The organism is Simplicispira sp. 125, assembly GCF_003096555.1.
Classification (GTDB): domain Bacteria; phylum Pseudomonadota; class Gammaproteobacteria; order Burkholderiales; family Burkholderiaceae_C; genus Simplicispira.
In genome coordinates this window covers 3,071,490-3,093,107 of sequence record NZ_QEKM01000001.1, presented here as the reverse complement: position 1 = coordinate 3,093,107, position 21,618 = coordinate 3,071,490, and the positions used below count along the sequence as shown (strand labels likewise).

The 21,618-nt window shown below is 61.8% G+C and carries 18 protein-coding genes; 11 read left to right on the top strand and 7 right to left on the bottom strand.

Features of this window, described 5'->3' with window-relative positions; genetic code table 11:
• Window positions 1-71 precede the first annotated feature (71 nt).
• The 5 genes from C8D04_RS14445 to dnaA form a co-directional block, all read right to left on the bottom strand.
• A complete protein-coding gene (locus tag C8D04_RS14445; RefSeq protein WP_116005479.1) occupies window positions 72-944 on the bottom strand; it encodes a nucleotidyl transferase AbiEii/AbiGii toxin family protein in 873 nt (290 codons plus the stop codon).
• The gene (locus tag C8D04_RS14440) at window positions 925-1,947 is read right to left on the bottom strand and encodes a type IV toxin-antitoxin system AbiEi family antitoxin (protein WP_158550316.1); all 1,023 of its coding nucleotides are present in this window, start codon (window positions 1,945-1,947) and stop codon (window positions 925-927) included. Before C8D04_RS14440 ends, C8D04_RS14445 begins: the two co-directional genes overlap by 20 nt.
• A gap of 293 nt (window positions 1,948-2,240) precedes the next feature.
• A complete protein-coding gene (gene gyrB, locus C8D04_RS14435) occupies window positions 2,241-4,847 on the bottom strand; it encodes a DNA topoisomerase (ATP-hydrolyzing) subunit B (protein ID WP_116005477.1) in 2,607 nt (868 codons plus the stop codon).
• 114 nt (window positions 4,848-4,961) lie between these two features.
• A complete protein-coding gene (gene dnaN / locus C8D04_RS14430; protein WP_116005476.1) occupies window positions 4,962-6,068 on the bottom strand; it encodes a DNA polymerase III subunit beta in 1,107 nt (368 codons plus the stop codon).
• Window positions 6,069-6,199: 131 nt separating this feature from the next.
• Entirely contained in the window at window positions 6,200-7,621 is a 1,422-nt protein-coding gene (dnaA, locus tag C8D04_RS14425; RefSeq protein ID WP_116005475.1) for a chromosomal replication initiator protein DnaA, read from the bottom strand.
• Window positions 7,622-7,881: 260 nt separating this feature from the next.
• On the opposite strand from dnaA, the gene rpmH reads away from it, so the two are divergent.
• The 7 genes from rpmH (at window position 7,882) to C8D04_RS14390 (ending at window position 13,545) form a co-directional block, all read left to right on the top strand.
• The gene (rpmH, locus tag C8D04_RS14420; protein ID WP_005798102.1) at window positions 7,882-8,016 is read left to right on the top strand and encodes a 50S ribosomal protein L34; all 135 of its coding nucleotides are present in this window, start codon (window positions 7,882-7,884) and stop codon (window positions 8,014-8,016) included.
• Window positions 8,017-8,078: 62 nt separating this feature from the next.
• The gene (locus C8D04_RS14415) at window positions 8,079-8,504 is read left to right on the top strand and encodes a ribonuclease P protein component (RefSeq protein ID WP_116005474.1); all 426 of its coding nucleotides are present in this window, start codon (window positions 8,079-8,081) and stop codon (window positions 8,502-8,504) included.
• A complete protein-coding gene (yidD, locus tag C8D04_RS14410; protein ID WP_116005473.1) occupies window positions 8,501-8,794 on the top strand; it encodes a membrane protein insertion efficiency factor YidD in 294 nt (97 codons plus the stop codon). Before C8D04_RS14415 ends, yidD begins: the two co-directional genes overlap by 4 nt.
• Entirely contained in the window at window positions 8,791-10,494 is a 1,704-nt protein-coding gene (gene yidC / locus C8D04_RS14405; protein ID WP_116005472.1) for a membrane protein insertase YidC, read from the top strand. Before yidD ends, yidC begins: the two co-directional genes overlap by 4 nt.
• Before the next feature lie 123 nt (window positions 10,495-10,617).
• The gene (gene mnmE, locus C8D04_RS14400; protein WP_116005471.1) at window positions 10,618-12,024 is read left to right on the top strand and encodes a tRNA uridine-5-carboxymethylaminomethyl(34) synthesis GTPase MnmE; all 1,407 of its coding nucleotides are present in this window, start codon (window positions 10,618-10,620) and stop codon (window positions 12,022-12,024) included.
• An 84-nt stretch (window positions 12,025-12,108) separates the two neighbouring features.
• Window positions 12,109-12,600: a cyclic nucleotide-binding domain-containing protein gene (locus tag C8D04_RS14395; protein ID WP_116005470.1), complete on the top strand. Its 492-nt coding sequence runs from the start codon at window positions 12,109-12,111 to the stop codon at window positions 12,598-12,600.
• A 108-nt stretch (window positions 12,601-12,708) separates the two neighbouring features.
• Window positions 12,709-13,545 carry a hypothetical protein gene (locus C8D04_RS14390; RefSeq protein ID WP_116005469.1) on the top strand — a complete coding sequence of 279 codons (837 nt, stop codon included), beginning with the start codon at window positions 12,709-12,711 and terminating at the stop codon, window positions 13,543-13,545.
• A gap of 21 nt (window positions 13,546-13,566) precedes the next feature.
• Here the strand turns inward: C8D04_RS14390 and C8D04_RS14385 are convergent, their stop codons facing one another.
• The gene (locus C8D04_RS14385) at window positions 13,567-14,121 is read right to left on the bottom strand and encodes an adenine phosphoribosyltransferase (RefSeq protein WP_116005468.1); all 555 of its coding nucleotides are present in this window, start codon (window positions 14,119-14,121) and stop codon (window positions 13,567-13,569) included.
• 228 nt (window positions 14,122-14,349) lie between these two features.
• On the opposite strand from C8D04_RS14385, the gene C8D04_RS14380 reads away from it, so the two are divergent.
• Window positions 14,350-17,406, top strand: a complete 3,057-nt coding sequence (locus C8D04_RS14380; protein ID WP_116005467.1) for an EAL domain-containing protein — start codon at window positions 14,350-14,352, stop codon at window positions 17,404-17,406.
• A gap of 20 nt (window positions 17,407-17,426) precedes the next feature.
• Here C8D04_RS14380 and C8D04_RS14375 read toward each other — a convergent pair whose 3' ends face one another.
• Window positions 17,427-19,412, bottom strand: a complete 1,986-nt coding sequence (locus C8D04_RS14375) for a monovalent cation:proton antiporter family protein (RefSeq protein WP_116005466.1) — start codon at window positions 19,410-19,412, stop codon at window positions 17,427-17,429.
• 50 nt (window positions 19,413-19,462) lie between these two features.
• Here C8D04_RS14375 and C8D04_RS14370 point away from each other — a divergent pair, with 50 nt between their 5' ends.
• From C8D04_RS14370 to lptC, 3 genes are read left to right on the top strand one after another with little or no spacing between them, the layout of a single operon-like run.
• Window positions 19,463-20,464, top strand: a complete 1,002-nt coding sequence (locus C8D04_RS14370) for a KpsF/GutQ family sugar-phosphate isomerase (protein ID WP_116005465.1) — start codon at window positions 19,463-19,465, stop codon at window positions 20,462-20,464.
• The gene (locus tag C8D04_RS14365) at window positions 20,461-21,009 is read left to right on the top strand and encodes an HAD family hydrolase (protein WP_116005464.1); all 549 of its coding nucleotides are present in this window, start codon (window positions 20,461-20,463) and stop codon (window positions 21,007-21,009) included. Before C8D04_RS14370 ends, C8D04_RS14365 begins: the two co-directional genes overlap by 4 nt.
• A complete protein-coding gene (lptC, locus tag C8D04_RS14360; protein ID WP_116005463.1) occupies window positions 21,006-21,617 on the top strand; it encodes an LPS export ABC transporter periplasmic protein LptC in 612 nt (203 codons plus the stop codon). Before C8D04_RS14365 ends, lptC begins: the two co-directional genes overlap by 4 nt.
• Window position 21,618: the final 1 nt, after the last annotated feature.

Sequence of the window (21,618 nt, the reverse complement as noted above, 5' to 3'; positions counted from 1 at the left end):
TCAACACTTTTTGAGCGGGAGGACATACACGATGGCAAATCACATGACCGATGCCGAGTCGCGTGTACCCGTTACTGACCGAGCTCACCCAGCTGCTTGAGGAAGCTCGTGCTGAAACCTTTCAGATACTGGGTATACCTCTGCTCGTCTTCGCGGCTGTGCGATACCGCTTTCGCGCGGACGATCTGGTCGATCAGCTCCTTTTGCAGCACCTCGTTTTCAAGGATGGCTTTGGCGATAGCCGCTGTGTCGTTTCCCGACTGCAAAGCGGCATCCTTGCCAAGCAAGTAGGCACCTGCCAATTCAGGGTTGTAGTCGGCGGCTTCCATCAGCTTCGACTCCCTTTCGTAGAGCCGATCCATGTTGTCAGCGGCGGTGTAGTTCTGTGCGATGAACAACAGATCGGTGGCGTCTTTGTTGGAAAATTTCCGACGGTCCTGCCATGCAATGAGTTTGAGCACAGCCAGTGACGGAAGTGCACATGTCTTGATGACCAGCCCCCCACCGAGGTCTACCACCAGCGCACTACGAAACGCGTCCTCGAAGCCTGCTACGTTGAGCACCACGTCATTGCCTGGTGGCCACGCAATCTCGCCCGCAGGGTGCTCTATCCGGCCAAACAGGATCAGATCCAGAGGGATGCCTTTTGGAGATCCATAGTGCAGCCGGTGGGGCTTGCCATCCACAGCGTGGAACAAGCCCGTGAGAACCAGCGCATTCTTCAGGCGCTGAAAGCGGTCCCAGCCGTCAAGGTAGAGCCCGAGGTCCACGTCGCGTGTTGCGCGTTTCACCTCTTGCCCGAAGACGTGGGTCAAGGTGATGTCACGAGCCATGGCGCCGCCCACAAAGAGCGGGATTTCCAGAGCTTCGGTGGCGCTGCGCGCCTGTTCCAGGATCGCGCGCAGGGCAGGGTCTATGTCGCGGTCAGGAAGCCGTTTCAGCATCGAAGATCTCTTTTCTCAGCAGGCTTGCCACCTCGCGATTGCGGCCATCCAGGCTGGTCATGAGGTCCGCGTAGATCAGCAGCAAAGGTGCGATGGGCTCAGCGCTGGAACTGGGAGGTGTCCAGAAGGCGTCGAGGATTTCAACCGTGCCGTTGGGATCGGGCCGCAGGCGATGCTGCATCAACAGCCTTCCTCGGTCCTTCCAGCAGTAGATGGTGGCCAGCTCGGGCTGGAGATAGGAGGTTTTGAGCGCGGCGGCCACCTCGCCCCCCCAAGCCGCTTCTTCCGGCTGCAGCTTGGCATCCTTCCACCACCCTCCATTTTTCGGTGTGTACCGTTGAGGCATGAGCTTGTTGCGCAGTGCGATGGGGTAATTGCGAGCCCACTCCGTTCGCAGGGTGTCAACGGCGAGAAGTCTGCGGCTTTTGGTGTCGCCGGGGCTCAAGTGGCCCAGGCGTCGAAGGCCTTCCATAGCCTTTGCTGCGGAGCCAAGTGAGACCCCCGCCTTTGTCGCAATGTCGCGTAGCGGGCTTTCCGGCATGTTGGGTTCAGTCAGCAAAGTGAAGATGACCCGCAAGGCGCTTGCAGACCCCATGACCTCATGGCCAGATCCAACGGGCTCTTGTTCAGACCTTTGCTTGCCCGTGATAAAGACATAACAACCGGGAACGTCGATGAAGGCGTTTCCTGCGGTGTCTATGAAGTTCAACCCGGCCTCTTGGCAAAGGGCGGCATTTTTCTTCGACATGTAAGGAACAACAACAAGCCAACTCGGGTGACGAGAGATTGTTGAACTACGGGCCACCTGTGCTCTCAGGGTTTCAATACGCACAACGGTTTTTACTTCCACCGCGAACCGGTGAGCTGGGCCTTCCTTAAGGCGTAGTGCCAGGATCGCATCCGCATCGCCCGGTGATGAAAGAGCCTCTTCTTCAAGAACCTCCCAGTTCAGAGGGGGGCTTGTGGCCTCAATCGCCTTGGTGAGAATGCCGCTGTTGTTCATTTGTATGCCATGTTCATTGCGAATGAACGCGAATGATAAATGAACGAATGCTCCACAGAAACTCATCCAAGAAAGGTCTATAAAACTTTCCGGCCACCCATTCGTTCCAGTAAGCCAGCGCGTAGCATGTCTGGGATATACCAGCGGTTGATCTGTTTAGGTTCCCGAAGTTACTCGGCCCGCACATATTTTTCCAAATGAAAAAGCGCTCAGATTGAGCGCCTTTTCATTTTCTCGGGCAATGCTTTTGCCTTAATTTTGCAAAGTTTGCACTTTTTCTGTTATTTGGCAGATCAAACGTCAATATTGCCCGCCCGCAGCGCATTTTTCTCAATAAATTCTCGGCGCGGCTCTACTTCGTCGCCCATGAGCATCGTGAACACCCGGTCGGCTTCAATCGCATCGTCGATTTGCACGCGCAGCAGGCGGCGGACGTTGGGGTCCATAGTGGTTTCCCAGAGTTGCGCTGGGTTCATTTCGCCCAGCCCCTTGTAGCGTTGGCGGCTGGTGGTGCGTTCGGCTTCAGAGATGAGCCATGCCATGGCCTGGCGGAAGTCGGTGACCTTTTCTTCCTTCTGGCGCTCGCCTTCGCCGCGCAGCACCCGTGAGCCTTCGCCCAGCAGGCCACGGAACGTGTTGGCGGCTTCGGCCAGGGCGGCGTAGTCGGCGCCGTTGACGAAGTCCTGCGTGATGACGCTGCTCTTGACGTTGCCGTGGTGGCGGCGGCTGATGCGCAGCAGGGGCTTGTCGGTGCGGGCGTCGAACTCGGCAGCCACTTCGGCGGGGATGCCGGTGGCGGAGAGTTCGCGCAGCCGGGTCTGTAGCAGTGCGGCGCTGGTTTCTGCATCCTGCATGGTTTCGAGGTTCAGCGCCACGCCGTCGGCCACGGCGCGCAGGGCCTCGAAGTCCATGAAGCCCGAGAGGCGCGCAATGACCTGTTCCGCCACCTGGTGCTTGCGCGCCAGTTCGGCCAGGGTCTCGCCCGCCAGGGTTTGCGCGTTGGCGCCGCCGGTGGTTACGCTGGCGTCCTTGAGGGCGATGCGCAGCAGGAAGCTGTCGAGCGCCGGGGCGTCCTTGAGGTACAGCTCTTCTTTGCCGGCCTTGACCTTGTAGAGCGGCGGCTGGGCGATGTAGATGTGGCCGCGCTCGACCAGCTCGGGCATTTGGCGGTAGAAGAAAGTGAGCAGCAGGGTGCGGATGTGCGCGCCGTCCACGTCGGCGTCGGTCATGATGATGATGCGGTGGTAGCGCAGCTTGGCGACGTCGAAGTCGTCGTTGCCGGTGCTGCCGCCGGCCTTGCCGATGCCGGTGCCCAGGGCGGTGATCAGCGTGAGGATTTCATTGCTGGTCAGCAGCTTTTCGTAGCGCGCCTTTTCCACGTTCAGGATCTTGCCGCGCAGCGGCAGGATGGCCTGGAACTTACGGTCGCGGCCCTGCTTGGCCGAGCCCCCGGCGGAGTCGCCCTCGACGATGTAGATCTCGCACATCGCCGGGTCTTTCTCCTGGCAGTCGGCCAGCTTGCCGGGCAGGCCCATGCCGTCGAGTACGCCTTTGCGGCGTGTCATTTCACGGGCTTTGCGGGCGGCTTCGCGGGCGCGGGCCGCTTCGACAATCTTGCCGCAGATGATTTTTGCGTCGGCGGGGCGCTCTTGCAGGTAGTCGCTGAGCAGTTTGCCCACGATGTCTTCCACCGGCGCGCGCACTTCGCTCGACACGAGCTTGTCCTTGGTCTGGCTGCTGAACTTGGGCTCGGGCACCTTCACACTCAGCACGCAGCACAGGCCTTCGCGCATGTCGTCGCCGGTCACTTCCACCTTGGCCTTCTTGGCAAAGTCGTTTTCGTCGATGTACTTGTTGATGACGCGGGTCATCGCGGCGCGCAGACCGGTCAGGTGGGTGCCGCCGTCACGCTGCGGAATATTGTTGGTGAAGCAGAGCACCTGCTCGCTGTAGCCGCTGTTCCACTGCATGGCCACTTCCACGCCAATGTGCGTGCCGGCAATACCGCCATAGGTTTCGGCGGGGCGCTGACCCGCGGCATAAAACGAGTTGGGGTGCAACACCGTCTTGCCCTTGTTGATGAACTCGACGAAGCCGCGCACGCCACCAGCGCCGGAGAAGTCGTCTTCCTTGCCGGTGCGCTCGTCCTTGAGGCGAATGCGCACACCGTTGTTCAGGAACGAGAGTTCGCGCAGGCGCTTGGCCAGGATCTCGTAGTGGAAATCATTGTTTTCCTTGAAGATTTCGGTGTCGGGCAGGAAGTGCACCTCGGTGCCGCGCTTCTCCGTATCGCCGGTGATCTTCATGGGCGAAATTTCGACGCCGTCCACCGTCTCGACAATCCGGTTCTGCACGAAGCCACGGCTGAACTCCAGCGTGTGCACTTTGCCTTCGCGGCGCACCGTGAGACGCAGCATTTTGGACAAGGCATTCACGCACGACACACCCACACCGTGTAGACCGCCCGAGACCTTGTAGCTGTTCTGGTTGAACTTGCCACCGGCGTGCAGCTCGGTCAAAGCGATTTCTGAGGCGCTGCGTTTGGGTTCGTGTTTGTCGTCCATCTTCACGCCCGTGGGAATGCCACGGCCGTTGTCGGTCACGCTGATGGAGTTGTCTGAATGGATGGTGACCACGATGTCGTCGCAGTGGCCGGCCAAGGCTTCGTCGATGGAGTTGTCGACCACCTCAAAAACGAGGTGGTGCAGGCCGGTGCCGTCCGACGTGTCGCCGATGTACATGCCGGGGCGTTTGCGCACGGCTTCCAGGCCTTCGAGGATGGTGATGGCGCCCTCGCCGTAGCCTTCGCTGGCGCCTGCCTGATGGGCATCGATCTTGTGCGCCTCGGGGGCGCCGTTGCCCAGATCTTCGGATTCGGGCAGGTGGTTCTCAGCGGTCATGGTCGGCCTTGGCTGTCGGGGGAAACGGGGTTGTTTCCAGAAATATAAATAGAGATAAAATGGCTCTAACGCAATGAATACGGGCGCTATAAGCTATTAAATTAATAGTAATCGTCAAATGCGCATGGGCATGACGACGTACTTGAAGTTGTCGGTGTCGGGCAGTGTCAGCAGCGCCGAGCTATTGCCATCGGCCAGTGAAATCTTCACCATTTCTTGCTGCATGCTGGCCAGCGCGTCGATGAGGTAGGTGACGTTGAAGCCGATCTCGATGGCGTCGCCGCCATAGTCGATGTCGAGCTCGTCCACGGCCTCTTCCTGCTCGGCGTTGTTGCTGGCCACGCGCAGGGTGCCGGGTTCGAGGTTCAGGCGCACGCCCTTGAACTTGTCGCTGGTCATGATGGCCGTACGCTGCAGGCTGGCCAGCAGCGGCGCACGGCCCAGTGTGATGCTGTTGCTGTGGTTCTGGGGGATCACGCGGTTGTAATCGGGGAACTTGCCCTCCACCAGCTTGGTGACAAACTCCAGCGCGCCAAAGCTGAATTTGGCCTGGTTGCCTGCAAAGCGCATTTCCAGCGCGCCGTCGGCATCGCTGAGCAGGCGTTGCAGTTCAATCACGGTCTTGCGTGGCAGGATGACCTCCTGCTTGGGCACTTCGACATCCAGCGTGGCTCTGGCAAATGCGAGTCGGTGGCCGTCGGTGGCCACGAGCGAGAGCGTGTTGCCCTCGGCCACGAACAGGATGCCGTTGAGGTAATAGCGGATGTCCTGCACCGCCATGGCAAAGGCCACTTGGCCCAGCAGCTGCTTGAGTGTTTTTTGCGGCACGCTGAATGCGGGGCCAAAGTTGGCGGCCTCTTGCACCAGCGGAAAGTCTTCGGCCGCCAGGGTTTGCAGCGTGAAGCGGCTCTTGCCTCCCTTGAGGATGAGCTTGTCCTGGCTGGTCTCCAGGCTCACCGTCTGGTCGGCCGGCATGGTGCGTAGCACGTCAATGATCTTGCGGGCGTTGACCGTGGTGGTGAAGTCGCCCGTGTCTCCCCCCAGTTCCGCCGTGGTGCGGATTTGCACTTCAAGGTCGCTGGTGGTCAGTTGCAGTGCATTGCCTGTCTTGCGGATCAGCACGTTGGCCAGGATAGGCAGTGTGTGCCGGCGTTCCACGATGCCCGCCACGGATTGCAGAACTGCGAGTACCTTGTCTTGTGTTGCCTTCAGGACGATCATGTCAACCTCTTGTGTTTTTTGGAATGGTGTGCGCACAGCGGCATGGGTATTGCCTCTCCCGGCTGCGCAACTTGCCATTTTGCCCTTTTGCAGGGGCGTTCCTCATCGGTAACTGCACCACCTGCAAGGGGTCAGCCCTTAAGGGTCTGTTCCAGCACGTGCAATTGCTGGTTCAACTCGGTCAGCTGCTGGCGCTCGGCGGCCATCTTGCGCACAGCGTGCAGCACGGTGGTGTGGTCGCGCCCGCCAAACAGCTCGCCAATCTCGGGCAGGCTCTTTTGTGTCAGTTCCTTGGCCAGGTACATGGCAATCTGGCGCGGGCGAGCAATGCTGGCCGGGCGCTTCTTGCTGTACATGTCGGCGACCTTGATCTTGTAATAGTCGGCGACCGTCTTCTGGATGTTCTCTACGCTGATCTGCCGGTTCTGGATGGACAGCAGGTCGCGCAGGGCTTCGCGGGCCAGCTGGATGGAGATTTCCTTCTGGTTGAAGCGCGAATACGCCAGGATCTTGCGCAGCGCACCTTCGAGCTCGCGCACGTTCGAGCGCACGTTCTTGGCGACGAAAAACGCTACCTCTTCGGGCATATCGACGTTTTCGGCGCGCGCCTTGTTGATCAGGATCGCGACGCGCATTTCCAGCTCGGGCGGCTCGATGGCCACCGTCAGGCCCGAATCAAAGCGCGAGACCAGGCGTTCGTGGATGTCGGCCAGACCCTTGGGATAGGTGTCGCTGGTCATCACGATGTGGCTTTTTTTGGCCAGCAGCGCTTCGAAGGCATTGAAGAACTCTTCTTGCGTGCGGTCCTTGTTGGCGAAGAACTGCACATCGTCGATCAGCAGCAAATCGAGCGAGTGGTAGCGCTCCTTGAATTCATCAAAAGTTTTGCGCTGGTAGGCTTTAACCACATCCGAAACAAATTGTTCAGCATGGATGTAGAGAACTTTGGCATCCGGCTGGTCGGCCAGCAGCTTGTTGCCGACTGCGTGGACCAGGTGGGTCTTGCCCAAACCGACGCCGCCGTAGATGAAAAGCGGGTTGTAGAGGTGCCCCGGCATGCTGGCCACGTGCATGGCAGCTGCCCGCGCCATGCGGTTGGCCGTGCCCTCCACCAGGGTGTCAAAGGTGAGCCCAGGGTTCAATCGATTGCGCAGTGGGCCCCGGTTTCCATCGTCGGCCGGGGGCGCTGCAGACGCTGGCTCTTGGGGCGGGGCGCTGGATTGCTGACTGGACTGTGCATATGACCTGACGGGCGTTGCACGCTGAGCGAGCGCTAACTCCAGTGTGACAGACTGGCCGTACAAAGCCTCCAGCACGGCGGCAATGCGGCCTGCGTACTGTGCCCGGATCCAGTCCAGCGTGAAACGGTTGGGGACAAAAAGCGTGACCCTGGAAAAGTCCTCCGCCACCTGGGCGGTCAGGGGTTTGATCCAGGTGTTGTACTGCTGTGCTGGCAGATCTTGAGAGAGCTGCTCTGTGCAGGCCTGCCACAAGGCTTGGCCTGCGTCGTCACTGTGGGAGGGGGGGGGTGCGCTGTTGCGTTCCTCTGTCATTTCAGGGGTTCTTGTTGTGGATAGAGGGAACGGTTAAAGGCTGCGGATTGTAGCTTATCAAGGAGTTATCCACAACGTCGCGGGCGCATATCCAGGGGTAAACGGGGGGTGGGTTGAAGGGATAATTCGCTGGACGGCATTGCTTCAATCGAATAAGCCTGCGATAATTTTCGGTTTCCCTGAATGTGTTCAGGGCAATGAGATTGTGCGCGCCGTTCTGAAGAAGGCGCGTTTTACCCTGAAAACCTCTAGGAACTCCCATGAAACGCACTTACCAACCCTCCAAGACGCGCCGCGCCCGTACCCACGGTTTCCTGGTGCGCATGAAGACCCGTGGTGGTCGCGCCGTCATCAACGCCCGCCGTGCCAAGGGCCGCAAGCGCCTGGCCGTCTGAGGCCCTGCAGGTCTCGGATCGCATTCCGGTTTGCGCCACCAGGCTCCAGCGGGGGCGTATTCATGCAACGGCTGAAAACGCGCCCGCAATTCCAGGCCACCATGGCCGGTGAAACTGTGGCCCGTACCACCCACTTTGCCCTGCACCGTCTGGTGCTGGGCGCGTCTGCGTGTGTACCGCTTGCGCCGGGTACGCCCCCCTTGTTTGGGGTGTCCGGTGTCTGGCTGGGGGCCATGGTACCCAAGCGCTGGGCCCGCCGGGCCGTTACGCGCAATGCCATCAAACGGCAAATCTATGCCGTAGCGGCGGCCTTGGAGCCGCAACTGCCGCCCGATGCACATGTAGTGCGCTTGCGTGCCACATTTGACCGCAAGCAGTTTTTCAGCGCCAGTTCCTGTGTGCTCAAACAAGCGGTGCGGACTGAACTTCTCCAACTGTTCGAGCGTGCGGCCGCGCGCCCCTTTCCTTCCGGGCAGGCGCCAGCATGATGCAGCGTTTGTTGGTCATGCTGGTCAAGGGCTACCGGCTGTTGCTCAGCCCCTGGCTGGGCTCGGCGTGTCGGTTCGAGCCCACCTGTTCGGCGTATTCGCTGCAGGCTCTGCAGCAGCATGGCGCAGCAGCGGGGGCCTGGTTGACGCTGGGCCGATTGGCGCGCTGCCACCCCTGGTGTGACGGGGGCCATGATCCGGTGCCGCAGGAGGCGCCACGCGCCACACGGTTGTTTTCCCGGTTGATTGCACCGGCCTCCTCTACATCCTCACCAAAGAAGTCTCCATGAACGACATCCGGCGCACCATCCTGTGGGTGATATTTGGCTTTTCCATGGTCCTGCTCTGGGACAAATGGCAGGTGCACAACGGGCACAAAGCGCTTTTCTTCCCAGGGCCGGCAGTGACGGCCAACGCGCCTGCGGCTGAAAATGGTGCCTCGCTGCCAGCAAGCGGTGCAGCCTCTGTTCCAGCCACCACAGCCGTGCAGACCGGTGCCGCTGCCGTGCCCGGCGAAGTCGCACCGGTTGCTGCCGCTCCAGTGCGCCGTGAGCCAGTTGAGGTCACCACCGATGTGCTGCAACTGCGCTTTGACAGCGAAGGCGGTTCGCTCATCCACGCCGAGCTGCTTCAGCACGTCGACCTGGTCGATCGCAGCAAGCATTTTGTTCTGCTCGACGACAGCGCCCAGCGCGTCTATATGGCCCAAACGGGTCTGATCGGCGGGGGCTTTCCTACGCACAAGACGGTGATGCATGTGGTTCCGGGCGAGCGTGAGCTCAAGGACGGAGCGCAAGAGCTGAGCGTGCGTTTCGAGTCGCCCGACCTCGGCGGCGTCAAGCTCGTGAAGACCTGGACGGTCAAGCGCGGCGCCTACGACATCGCGGTGCGGCATGAAGTTGTCAACACCGGCACGGCCCCTGTAGAGCCCAAGTTGTACCTGCAGCTGGTGCGCGACGGCAACAAGCCGCCTGGAGAATCGTCGTTCTATTCCACCTTCACGGGCCCTGCGGTGTTCACCCAGGAAAAGAAATACCAGAAGATCGAATTCAAGGCCATCGAAGAAAACAAGGCTGAGTTCGAGAAGGAAAGCAGCAGTGGCTATGTCGCCATGGTGCAGCACTACTTCGCATCGGCCTGGCTGCTGCCCGAAGGCCAGAAACGTGAAAATTTCGCGCGCAAGGTCGATAGCAACCTGTACTCGGTGGGCATGATCGCTGCGCTTGACAGCATTGCACCGGGCGCCAGCAAGACGCTGGACGCGCGCCTGTTCGTCGGCCCACAGGTCGAGACCTCCATGGAAAAACTGGCCCCAGGGCTGGAATTGGTCAAGGATTATGGTTGGCTCACCATTTTGTCCAAGCCTCTGTACTGGTTGCTGGACCAGCTGCACAAGATCCTGGGCAACTGGGGTTGGTCCATCGTCGGCCTGGTGCTGCTGCTCAAGATCATGTTCTATTGGCTCAACGCCAAGGCGTACGCCAGCATGGCCAAGATGAAGGCCATCAACCCCAAGATCACCGAGATGCGCGAGCGCCTCAAGGACAAGCCGCAGCAGATGCAGCAGGAGATGATGCGCATCTACCGCGAGGAGAAGGTCAACCCCATGGGCGGTTGCTTCCCCATCATGATCCAGATTCCGGTGTTCATTGCTCTCTACTGGGTGCTGCTCTCCAGCGTGGAGATGCGCAACGCTCCGTGGGTGGGTTGGATCCATGACCTGTCGGCCCCCGATCCGTTCTTCATCCTGCCCGTGCTGATGACACTCAGCACCTTGCTCCAGACGGCCCTGAACCCCGCGCCGCCCGATCCGATGCAGGCCAAGATGATGTGGCTGATGCCGCTGATGTTCAGCGTGATGTTCTTCTTCTTCCCGGCCGGCCTGGTGCTGTATTGGTTGACGAACAACCTGTTGTCCATCGCCCAGCAGTGGATCATCAACACCCGCATGGGCGTGCCGCCGCAGTTCAACCTGCCTAAGTTCAAGTAAGAGTGCACGCGGGTGCTATTGAAATAGAAGCTGCTTGCGCTTGAATCCATTGATTTTCAGATATAAAACCATCTGAATTTGAGGCTTATCAAGCGCTGACAGCTCCTGATTAAGGAGCGTTTTATGCTGCCCCGCCATCACGACCCTATCGCCGCCATTGCCACCGCCCCTGGGCGCGGTGGCGTGGGCATCGTGCGTATTTCGGGCAAGGGGCTCGCGGCACTGGTCGAGGTGCTTTGCGGGCGCAGCTTGCAGCCGCGCGAGGCCACCTACCTGCCCTTCCGCGACGCCGCAGGCCAGCCGATCGACCAGGGCCTGGGCCTGTATTTCCCGGCACCCCACTCCTATACCGGCGAGGATGTGCTGGAACTGCAGGCCCATGGTGGCCCCGTGGTGCTGCAGCTGCTGCTGGCCCGCTGTCTGGAAGCCGCGGCCCAGGCGCACCCCGTTACGGGTCAGCCCCTTCTGCCTGGCCTGCGCGTGGCCCAGCCGGGCGAGTTCACCGAACGGGCTTTTCTCAACGACAAGATCGATCTGGCGCAGGCCGAGGCCATCGCCGACCTGATCGATGCCTCGACGTCTGCCGCAGCCCGCAGTGCCAGCCGCTCGCTCTCGGGGGCCTTCTCGCAGGAAATCCATGCGCTGCGCGATGCACTGATTCACCTGCGCATGCTGGTCGAGGCCACACTGGATTTTCCTGAAGAAGAAATCGACTTCTTGCGCAAGGCAGACGCGCGCGGGCAGCTCTCAAAATTAGAGCATATCTTGCAGCAGATTCAGCAGCGTGCCCGGCAAGGAGCTTTGCTCCGCGAAGGTATCAAGGTGGTGATCGCGGGCCAGCCCAACGCCGGCAAAAGCTCGCTGCTCAATGCGCTGGCCGGGGCCGAGCTGGCGATCGTCACCCCGATTGCCGGCACGACCCGCGACACGGTGCAGCAAACCATCCAGATCGAGGGTGTGCCGCTGCATGTGATCGACACCGCTGGACTGCGCGAAAGCCAGGACGAGGTGGAGCGCATCGGTATCGCCCGTGCCTGGAACGAAATCGCAGGTGCCGATGCGGTGCTTTTTCTGCACGACCTTACGCGCTGCAACCTGCCCGACTACCAGTTGGCCGACGATGCCATTGCCCGGGCCATGGCCGCGAGGTTGCCCGGCTCGGTACCCGTCATCAATGTCTGGAACAAGACCGATTGCAGCGGCGTTGCCACCGATGCATCGGGTGTTCGCGTGTCTGCGCGCACGGGGACGGGGCTGGAGGACTTGCGACAGGCCCTGCTGGCCGTGGCAGGTTGGCAGTCGTCGGCCGAGGGGGTCTACATCGCCCGTGCTCGCCATGTGCAAGCCCTGCAGGCCGTGCAGGCGCATCTCGAAACGGCAGCCGGGCAGCTGGACGCACGAGAACCCGCGCTCGATCTGCTGGCCGAGGAACTGCGCCTGGCGCAAAATTCCCTGGGCGAGATCACGGGCGAATTCACGTCCGATGATTTGCTCGGGGTCATCTTCTCCAGTTTCTGTATCGGCAAATAGGGCGGTTGTTCCTCTGCTGATTGTGTAAGCAGGGGTAAACAGTGCTTGTGTGCGGCCCGTAATACGGATAGCTTCATCAGAATCATGAATGCAGCTATCCCTACTCCGACCAGATTAGACCTTCAAGGACTCGTCAATGCCATTGCGCAGGCCAGTGCCGAAGACAGCCTGACCAACCCCCTCAAAAGCGAACAATGGGAGGCCCTGTCGCCTTACCTGCAGCCCCACAGCTTGGCTGCGGGCCAGCTATTGTTCAACCAGGGTGCTGCGGACCGAACTCTCTACCTGGTCGAAAGCGGCAGTCTGAGCGTGCACTTTGAGGACGAAAAATCCCGGGTGCGCATGGCCATCGTGCCCGCCGGTTCGGTTGTGGGCGAGGGGGCCTTCTTTTCGATGCGTCCGCGCAGCGCCACGGTCCAGGCTGCCACAGCCTGCAAGTTGTGGGCGCTGACGGCCTTGCGGTTTAGCGAACTGAGCAACCGCCAGCCCGCCATTGCCCTCAGTTTGGTGATGGCTGTGGGGGGGGTGATGGCCAAACGCCTGGCGAATCGCCGTCGCCGCGTTGCAGCAACCTGACATACGGAGGGTGACGTAAACAATCGAGTGCGGTAGCGAACTCACAGGACCAAGGACGCAAGTTACACTCGTTTGCAAATTTCCCGCGCTCACCGAAGAAAGAAAACCATGTCCTTGTTCAGTTGGTTCACGCGCAAGCCCGCATCGGCCCAGTCCCGCATGGCCGAGCCATCGGGTCTGCTTAACGCCGATGCCACGGTGCCGATGGTGCCGGGGCGTGACGGCAGGCCTGTCGCGCAAGCGGTGCCCGCCGAACATGCCGCCAACCGCAAGAACGAGCGCATGGAGCGGCGCGAACTGTTGTATGCGGTGGTGCGTGATGCCATGGTACGCGCAGCCGTTCTTTCGGCCAGCTATAAATTCAAGGTGCTTTCGCTGGATCAGCGGGGCCGCCAGTTCCTGGTGATGATGGATCTGACACGCGAATACGGTGGTGATACCGCCCGATTGAGCGAAATCGAGGCCTTGATCGCACAGACGGCCAAGACGCGATACGACATCGCAGTCAACGCCGTCTATTGGCGTTTGAACGACCATGTAGCAGTGGGGGTGCCTATGCAAGGCGTGGCGTCGGCCCGCGCGCCGGTTGCTGCACAACCCAGACCACCGGCAGCGGTCCCGGCCCGCAGTCCAGCGGTGGCCCCAGCCGCGCCAGTGGTGCGTGCCGCGATACCCGCGGCGGTTGCGGCGGTTGCGGCGGTTGTTCCAACGCCTCGCGCAGAGCCAGCGCGCTTTGACCCGATCGAGGCCGATGAAGTGGCTGCCTTCAAGCAGGCACTGGCTTCCGCCGGGCGGCCCGCAGCAACGGCGGCTCCAGGCGTGCCCGTGCGTTCGGGCCCCATGCGCTCTTCACCTCTGCTGCACAATGATTTTGCCGATACTGAAATGCCCGAAAGTGATTCCCGGCAACAGGATCTCAGCGGAACCCAGTACGGCGATCTATAAGTGATCGCGCTCCGGCGCGACTCAGTGGCCAGCGAAATCGACCAACGTGAACAGCGATAAACCGCTGTCACGCAGGCGTGCGGAGCCGCCCAGTTCGGGCAAATCGACAATGGCGGCACCTTCCATGACCTCGGCGCCTAGTTTCTCCAGCAACTTCTTGCCCGCCATCATGGTTCCCCCGGTGGCGATCAAATCGTCGATGAGCAGCACGCGGTCGCCCTTGCGTACGGCATCGGTGTGCAGTTCGACCGTCGCGCTGCCGTATTCCAGTTCGTAAGTCTCAGCGACTGTGGTGAATGGCAACTTGCCTTTTTTGCGAATCGGTATAAAGCCGACGTTGAGTTCATACGCCACCACCGCGCCAAGAATAAAACCACGCGCATCCAGCCCGGCAACGACATCGGGACGAACCGTCTTGTCCATATAGCGGTGTACGAAAGCATCAATCAGTACGCGGAACACCTTGGGATCCTGCAACAGGGGAGTGATGTCGCGGAACTGCACGCCTGGCGCGGGCCAGTCGGGGACAGTGCGAATATGCTGGCGAAGAAAATCGTTAACGCTGAGGGCTTGCATAGGAATCCTGTAGAGGCTGCGGGCGCTGCACTGCGAAAGAACGAGCGCTAGGGCACCGGGCAAGTGTAATCATCCCGATTCTGTGTCGGCACCGTGCCGGACACAGTACCGACCCGTCCTGCCAATGTGAAAAATCGTGCAGGAACGGAGCCGGGCTCGCATAATCAAGCCACCCTCTTTCCCTCAGCGGCGCAGCCAGACTGCACGCACCGCGCTTGAAAGCAGACCATGCCCGTCACAGTTCTGCTGATCGAAAGCAATGATGCCCGCGCCCAGGCTATGGTTCTGGCGTTGGGGGCACCTTTGCAAAACTGGCATTTGGTGCGGGCCAGGACGGTGGTGCAAGCCCGGGCCTTGCTTCTGCACGAACCCATTGATGTGTTGCTGACGGCGCGGCGCCTGGCCGATGGGTCGGCCTACGATGTCCTGGCCGTCGTGCAGGACACGCCGGCCTTAATCCTCATCCCCGAGGGCGAGGAGGCGCATGCGGCGCTGGCCTTGCGGCATGGATTTGCTGATTTCGTGGTGCAGGATGCAGCGCAGCAATACCTTCTCACTTTGTCTGCCCAGATGGACAAAGCCTTGGCGCGCAGCGCCGACCGCCATGCGTTGTCGGCTGGGCAGGCCCGCCAGCACCGGCTTTTGCAAGCGATTGCGCGAGCGCAGGAGCTTTTCATTGCCAGCGCCCCGCCCCGGAGCACCTTTGAAGTTTTGTTGCAGGAAGTGCTGGCGCTGACCGACAGTGCTTTTGGCATGGTGGGGCAGGTCGAGAGTCGGCCGGGCAGCACTCCGTGCCTTCGGGTGCATGCTATCAGCGACATCAGCTGGGATGATTTTTCGCGCCAGCGCTACGCGCAAGTGGCCGAGCAGGGGATGGTGTTTGATCAACCGCATTCGCTCATTGGGACTGCGCTGATCAGCGGCGACCCCCTGATCAGCAACCATCCGGAGTCCGATCCGCGCTCCGGCGGCTTGCCCGCCGGGCATCCCCCTTTGACGGCTTTCATGGGCCTGCCGATCCATGCTGGGGGTCAGTTGGTCGCCATGGTGGGTGTGGCCAACCGGGTCGGGGGCTATTGCAGCGACGATATCGACTTCCTGCAGCCCTTGCTCAGCAGCGTAGGCCAACTCGAAATGGCCCGACGCGCCGACAGAGCCCGTAAAGACGTCGAGGCGCGGTTGGCCCAAGCCAGTGCAGCGTTAGAAGAAAAGACACATCTGCTCGAGCTGACCTTGGCCAGCGTGGCGCAGGGTATTTGCCATGTGGACCCGGAGGGCCGCGTCTGTATCTACAACGAACGCTTCCTGGAATTGCTCAATTTGCCCGATGAACTCCTCCAGGGCAAGCCGCACCTCGACGACTTGGCACGCCTGCAGCGGGACCGGGGTGATTTTCAAGAGAGTTTTTTTGAAATCGACGGCCTGGCTGCAGCCAGGGCCCCCTTCGATCTTGCGGCAGAGACGCCGCGTGAAACGCAGCGTGGCTTGTGTGCCATGTATGTACGGCGCACCCCGGCCGGCCGCTACCTCGAAGTACGCACACACATGTTGCCCGACGGCGGTTTGGTGCGCACGTTTACCGACGTATCGGATTACATGGCAGCCCAGGAGACTGTGCGCCAGAGCGAGGCGCGTTGGCGCAGTCTGACCCAGCTGTCCTCCGACTGGTACTGGGAGCAGGATGCCGAACTGCGCTTTGTCCGGCTGCAAGGGCGTGTGCAGGGCGGTATGCCAGACCAGAAGCACCTGGGCTTGACCCGCTGGGAGCTTCCCCATGCCCACGTCAGTGAAGCGCAGTGGCGCATCCACCGCGCCCAGCTGGAGGCGCGGGAAGTGTTCCACGACTTCGAGATGCAGCGTCTCGATGACGACGATAACCCGCAGTGGCTGTCGATCAGTGGGGAGCCTATCTTTGATGGTGAAGGCCGATTCGCGGGCTACCGTGGCCTGGCCCGTGACATCACCGAACGCAAACGCACCGAGGCCGAAATTGAGCGGCTGGCGTTCTATGATGAGTTGACCGGCCTGCCCAACCGGCGCCTGTTGCTCGAACGCCTGCAGCGTGCTGCGGCGGCATGTGAACGCAGTGCGGCCCATGGAGCGCTGCTGTTTCTTGATCTGGACAACTTCAAGAGTGTCAATGACACCCTGGGCCACGACTGGGGCGACCGGCTGCTCGCGCAGGCAGGCGAGCGCCTGGCCCGCTGCGTGCGCACGACGGACACCGTGGCCCGGCTGGGAGGCGATGAATTCGTGGTGGTGCTGCAAGGCCTGCACGGCAAGGAAGGCGATGCTGCCGTCGAAGCGGAAACCGTGGCGCAGCAGATTCGGGTGGCACTCAACCAGGCCTATGACCTCCGGGGTGGTGAGATGCACAGTACGCCCAGTATCGGTATCGCCATGTTCCACAGCACCCAGCACTCCGCGCAAGAACTGCTTCAGCGCGCTGACCTGGCTATGTACCAAGCCAAGGCGCAGGGGCGCAACACGATGTGCTTTTTTGACCCGGCCATGCAGTCGTCCGCTGCGGCGCGTTCTGCATTGGAAGCCGATGTGCGCCAGGGTTTGCAGCGCGGAGAATTCCTGCTGCATTACCAGCCGCTCGTGGATGCGCACGGAAAGGTGCTGGGGGCCGAGGCGCTCGTGCGCTGGATGCATCCGCAGCGGGGCATGGTGTTCCCCAGTGAGTTCATCGCATTGGCAGAAAACACCGGGCTGATCCTGCCCCTCGGGCGCCAGGTGCTGCAGTCTGCCTGTGAGCAACTGGCGCACTGGAGCACCCATCCGGCCACCAGCCAGTGGAGTGTTTCGGTGAATGCGAGTGTGCGTGAGTTTCGCCATCCCGACTATGTCCAACAGGTGCTGGGCATTCTGCGGCAGACGGGCGCCGACCCGGGCCTGCTCAAGCTGGAGTTGACGGAAAGCCTGCTGCTGAATGACGTGGAAGACAGCATCACCAAAATGGACCAGCTGCGCAATCAGGGGGTGGGCTTCTCGCTGGACGATTTTGGGACGGGGTATTCGTCTCTCAGCTACCTCAAACGCCTGCCGCTGGACCAGATCAAGATCGACCAGAGCTTTATCCGCGACGTGTTGACCGACCCCAACGATGCAGCCATCGCCTGTACGGTGATTGCACTGGCGCACAGCCTGGGTCTGGAAGTGGTGGCCGAAGGCGTGGAAACCCAGGGCCAACGCAAGTTTCTGCTGCGCAACGGTTGCCAGCAGTTCCAAGGCTATCTGTTCGGTCGACCCGGCCCGGCGCAGGACATGGTGCCAGGCTGATGTGGTCCTGCTGCGGTCCTTTACCCGCGCAACAGGCGGTCTTCGGCCAGTACCAATGCGGCAGGGCGCCCGGATAACACCAGTGTGTCGCCTTCGGCCAGCACGGTGTCATCCTGGATGGCCGACATGCGACCGTTGCCATGGCGCAAATTCACCACGCTCACACCCATGGCGTGCAAAGCCAAATCCCCCAAGGGTTTGCCCAGCGTCTGCGCACCGGGCGGCAGAGTGAGCGTGGCCATGCGCTCTTGGTCGCGTTCGGCCACGGTGTCGTCGTCGGCACCATGGAAGTAGCCGCGCAACAGGTTGTAGCGCTCATCGCGCTGGTCCCGCACGAGGCGCAGCACACGGCGCATGGGCACACCCACCAGGGCCAGCGCATGGCTGGCCAGCATGAGCGAGCCTTCGATGGCTTCGGGCACCACTTCGGTGGCGCCGGCCGTGCGCAGCTTGTCCAGATGCCTGTCATCCTGCGTGCGCACCACCACCGGCACCTGGGGAGCATGGGCGCGGGTGTTGGCCAGTACCTTCAAGGAAGACTGGATGTCGAGGTAAGTGATCGCGACGGCGCTGGCCCGCACCAGGCCTGCGGCCATCAGCGCTTGCAGGCGCGAGGCGTCGCCATACACCACCGAGTGCCCTGCTGCTGCGGCCTGGCGCACGCGGTCGGGGTCCAGGTCCAGCGCCATGTAGGCAATGCCTTCTTTTTCCAGCATGCGGGCCAGGTTCTGGCCGCAACGGCCAAAACCGCAAATGATGATGTGGCTGCTGGTGTCGATGGACTTGCGGGCAATGGTGGTCATCTGCAGCGACTGCTGCAGCCAGTCGCTGGCCACCAGCTTCATCACGATGCGGTTGCTGTAGAGGATGAGGAAGGGCGTGGCCAGCATGGACAGCACCATGGCCGCCAGAATGGGGTTCATCAGCGCAGGACGCACCAGACCGTTTTGCTGTGTGAGCGACAGCAGCACAAAACCGAATTCACCTGCCTGCGCCAGGTACAGCCCCGTGCGCAGGGCGACGCCGGTGGTAGCCCCCATGGCGCGTGCCAGCAGCAAAATGATGCCCAGTTTGAGCAGCAAGGGCACCACCAGCAGGCCCAGCACCAGCGCCCACTGCTCCAAAAGAATATGCCAGTCCAGCAGCATCCCGATGGTGATGAAGAACAGCCCCAAGAGCACATCGTGGAAGGGCCGGATGTCTGTGCCCACCTGGTGGCGGTATTCGGTTTCCGATACCAGCACCCCGGCGATGAAGGCGCCCAAGGCCAGGCTCAGCCCCGCCATCTCGGTCAGCCAGGCAAGGCCCAGGGTGATGAGCAGCAGGTTGAGCATGAACAGTTCATCGCTTTTGCGCCGCGCCACCAGGGTGAGCCACCAGCGCATCAGTTTTTGTCCGCCCGTCAGCAGCAGGCCCACCAGAACGGTTGCCTTGATCAGTGCCAAACCCAAGGCCTCCAATAGCCGGTCGGGAGACGACCCCAGGGCAGGGACCAGCACCAGCAGCGGCACCACGGCCAGGTCCTGGAACAGCAAAATGCCCATGATCTGCCGTCCATGGTCGCTCTCGATCTCGGCGCGTTCGGCCATGAGCTTGCCCACGATGGCCGTGCTGCTCATGGCCATCGTGCCCGCCAATGCCAGGGCTGTCTGCCAGCCCACGTCCCAGACGCCGCCCAGCAAGGCCGCCAGGGCCAGCGTGCCGCCAAAGGCCACGGCCATGGTCAGTACCACCTGCAGCAGGCCCAGGCCAAAAACCTGCTGCCGCATGGCGCGCAGCTTGGGCAGGCTGAACTCCAGTCCGATGGCGAACATCAGGAACACCACGCCGAACTCGCCCAGGTGACGCACGCTTTCAGAATTTTGTGCCAGCGCCAGTGCATTCGGCCCGATGAGCACGCCCGCTGCGAGGTAGCCCAGCATCGGCGGCAGCTTGAGGCTGCGGCAGACGACCACACCCAGCACTGCGGCCAGCAGGTACAGCAAGGTCAGGGCAAGAGAAGACATGTACCGATGCTATCCGAGGTTTTTCGGCGCCGACCGATAGAATCAGGCCCATGCTCGCTGCCATCGGCGCCCCCCGCCCATTTGATGCCGACCAGGCCCTGCGCCTGGCCCGGGAAACCTTTGACATTGAGGCGGCTGCCTTGCGTGCGCTGGGCCAGCGCGTGGACTACCGTTTTGCGCGTGCAGTGGAGACCATGCTGCGTCTCCAGGGCCGTGTGGTCGTCATGGGCATGGGCAAGAGCGGCCATGTGGGGCGCAAGATCGCCGCCACACTGGCCTCGACCGGTACCCCGGCCTTGTTTGTGCACCCTGCCGAAGCCAGCCACGGCGATCTGGGCATGGTCACGGCGCAGGATCTTGTGTTGGCCATCTCCAACAGCGGCGAGAGCGCCGAGCTCACCGCCATCCTGCCCGTGCTGCACCGCCTGGGCGTGCCCTTGATTGCCATCACCGGCAACCTGGAGTCCTCGCTGGCGCAGCATGCCAACCAGGTGCTGGACTGCAGTGTCGAGCGCGAGGCCTGCCCCCTGAACCTGGCGCCGACGACCAGTACCACGGCGCAACTGGCCCTGGGCGATGCACTGGCCGTGGCTTTGCTGGATGCGCGCGGTTTTCGTGCCGAAGACTTCGCCCGTTCGCACCCTGGCGGTGCGCTGGGCCGCAAGCTGCTGACCCACGTCAGCGATGTGATGCGTACCGGTACCCAGGTGCCGCAAGTGCCGCCCGAGGCGGTTTTTAGTGTTTTGATGCGCGAGATGAGCACCAAGGGTCTGGGCGCTTCGGCCGTGGTCGATGCACAAGGCAGGGTGCTGGGCATCTTCACCGACGGTGATCTGCGCCGCCGCATCGAGGCCGGCGCCGACCTGCGCAGCGCCACCGCGCAGCAGGTCATGCACCCCAGCCCGCGCAGCATCGTCCCTGGCGCGCTGGCGGTGGAGGCCGCCGAGTTGATGGAAACCCATGGCATCACCAGCGTGCTGGTCATTGATGCCGAGAGCAGGCTTCAGGGCATCGTGCACATTGGCGATTTGATGCGTGCGAAGGTGATATGACCTTGCCCGTACTGCAATTTCCCCCAGAACTGCTGCTGGCTGCGCAGGATGTGCGCGTGGCCTTCTTCGATGTCGATGGTGTGCTTACCGATGGCGGGCTGTATTTCAGCGAATCGGGCGAAACCCTCAAACGCTTCAACACCCTGGACGGCCATGGCCTCAAGCTCTTGCAAAAGGCGGGTATCGTGCCAGCGGTGATCACGGGCCGGGACTCTGAGCCTCTGCGTGTGCGGCTGCGTGCGCTGGGCGTGGAGCACGCTGTTTTCGGCACGGAAGACAAACGCCCCGCTGCCGAGCACATCTTGGCCGCGCTGGGATTGGACTGGAAACAAGCCGCCGCCATGGGCGACGACTGGCCCGACCTGCCCATGATGCGCCGCTGCGCCTTCGCCTGCGCTCCCGCCAACGCCCAGGCCGAGGTGCTGGCCAGTGTCCACCATGTCACGCAAGCGCGGGGCGGGGACGGCGCAGCGCGCGAGTTCTGCGACCTGTTGCTCATGGCCAGCGGCCGCTATGTTGCTTTGCTGGAGTCGTATTGCACATGATGGGAGGTCTGCGCCACGCTTGGGACCGGATGTCAATCTACCTGCCAGTGCTGCTGATGGGCCTGCTGGCGCTGGGTACCTGGTGGCTGGTACGCAACGCGCCCCCGGTGTCCCTGCCCCGCGTTGACAAGGTGGAGCGGCACGAGCCCGACTACCTGATGAAGGACTTCTCGGTCAAGAGCTTCGCGGCCGACGGTCGCCTGCAAAATGAAGTCCGAGGTGCTGTGGCGCGCCATTACCCCGATACCGACACGCTGGAAATTGACGCCGTGCGCCTGCGTTCGGTAACGGCGGCCGGGCATCTGATCAATGGCACTGCCGACCACGCTTTGAGCAATGCGGACGGCTCTGAAGTCCAGCTTCGCGGCAATGCCATCGTGGTTCGTGAACCGTTGCAGCCCACCCGGGGCGCCGCCCAGCCGCGTCTGGAGTTCAGAGGCAATTTTCTGCATGCCTGGCCGCAGCTCGAGCGCGTACGCTCGGACCAGCCGGTCATCCTCACGCGCGGCAACAACCGCTTTACTGCCGACAGCATGGAATACGACAACCTCGAACAGGTGCTGCAATTGCGCGGTCGTGTTCGGGGGGAATATTCTGCCGTGCGATGAG

What these genes read in the sequence shown, in the direction of transcription:
- C8D04_RS14445 (WP_116005479.1), bottom strand. Translation starts at nt 944, where the DNA reads ATGCTGAAACGGCTTCCTGACCGCGACATAGACCCTGCCCTGCGCGCG.
- C8D04_RS14440 (WP_158550316.1), bottom strand. Translation starts at nt 1,947, where the DNA reads ATGAACAACAGCGGCATTCTCACCAAGGCGATTGAGGCCACAAGCCCC.
- gyrB (WP_116005477.1), bottom strand. Translation starts at nt 4,847, where the DNA reads ATGACCGCTGAGAACCACCTGCCCGAATCCGAAGATCTGGGCAACGGC.
- dnaN (WP_116005476.1), bottom strand. Translation starts at nt 6,068, where the DNA reads ATGATCGTCCTGAAGGCAACACAAGACAAGGTACTCGCAGTTCTGCAA.
- dnaA (WP_116005475.1), bottom strand. Translation starts at nt 7,621, where the DNA reads ATGACAGAGGAACGCAACAGCGCACCCCCCCCCTCCCACAGTGACGAC.
- rpmH (WP_005798102.1), top strand. Translation starts at nt 7,882, where the DNA reads ATGAAACGCACTTACCAACCCTCCAAGACGCGCCGCGCCCGTACCCAC.
- C8D04_RS14415 (WP_116005474.1), top strand. Translation starts at nt 8,079, where the DNA reads ATGCAACGGCTGAAAACGCGCCCGCAATTCCAGGCCACCATGGCCGGT.
- yidD (WP_116005473.1), top strand. Translation starts at nt 8,501, where the DNA reads ATGATGCAGCGTTTGTTGGTCATGCTGGTCAAGGGCTACCGGCTGTTG.
- yidC (WP_116005472.1), top strand. Translation starts at nt 8,791, where the DNA reads ATGAACGACATCCGGCGCACCATCCTGTGGGTGATATTTGGCTTTTCC.
- mnmE (WP_116005471.1), top strand. Translation starts at nt 10,618, where the DNA reads ATGCTGCCCCGCCATCACGACCCTATCGCCGCCATTGCCACCGCCCCT.
- C8D04_RS14395 (WP_116005470.1), top strand. Translation starts at nt 12,109, where the DNA reads ATGAATGCAGCTATCCCTACTCCGACCAGATTAGACCTTCAAGGACTC.
- C8D04_RS14390 (WP_116005469.1), top strand. Translation starts at nt 12,709, where the DNA reads ATGTCCTTGTTCAGTTGGTTCACGCGCAAGCCCGCATCGGCCCAGTCC.
- C8D04_RS14385 (WP_116005468.1), bottom strand. Translation starts at nt 14,121, where the DNA reads ATGCAAGCCCTCAGCGTTAACGATTTTCTTCGCCAGCATATTCGCACT.
- C8D04_RS14380 (WP_116005467.1), top strand. Translation starts at nt 14,350, where the DNA reads ATGCCCGTCACAGTTCTGCTGATCGAAAGCAATGATGCCCGCGCCCAG.
- C8D04_RS14375 (WP_116005466.1), bottom strand. Translation starts at nt 19,412, where the DNA reads ATGTCTTCTCTTGCCCTGACCTTGCTGTACCTGCTGGCCGCAGTGCTG.
- C8D04_RS14370 (WP_116005465.1), top strand. Translation starts at nt 19,463, where the DNA reads ATGCTCGCTGCCATCGGCGCCCCCCGCCCATTTGATGCCGACCAGGCC.
- C8D04_RS14365 (WP_116005464.1), top strand. Translation starts at nt 20,461, where the DNA reads ATGACCTTGCCCGTACTGCAATTTCCCCCAGAACTGCTGCTGGCTGCG.
- lptC (WP_116005463.1), top strand. Translation starts at nt 21,006, where the DNA reads ATGATGGGAGGTCTGCGCCACGCTTGGGACCGGATGTCAATCTACCTG.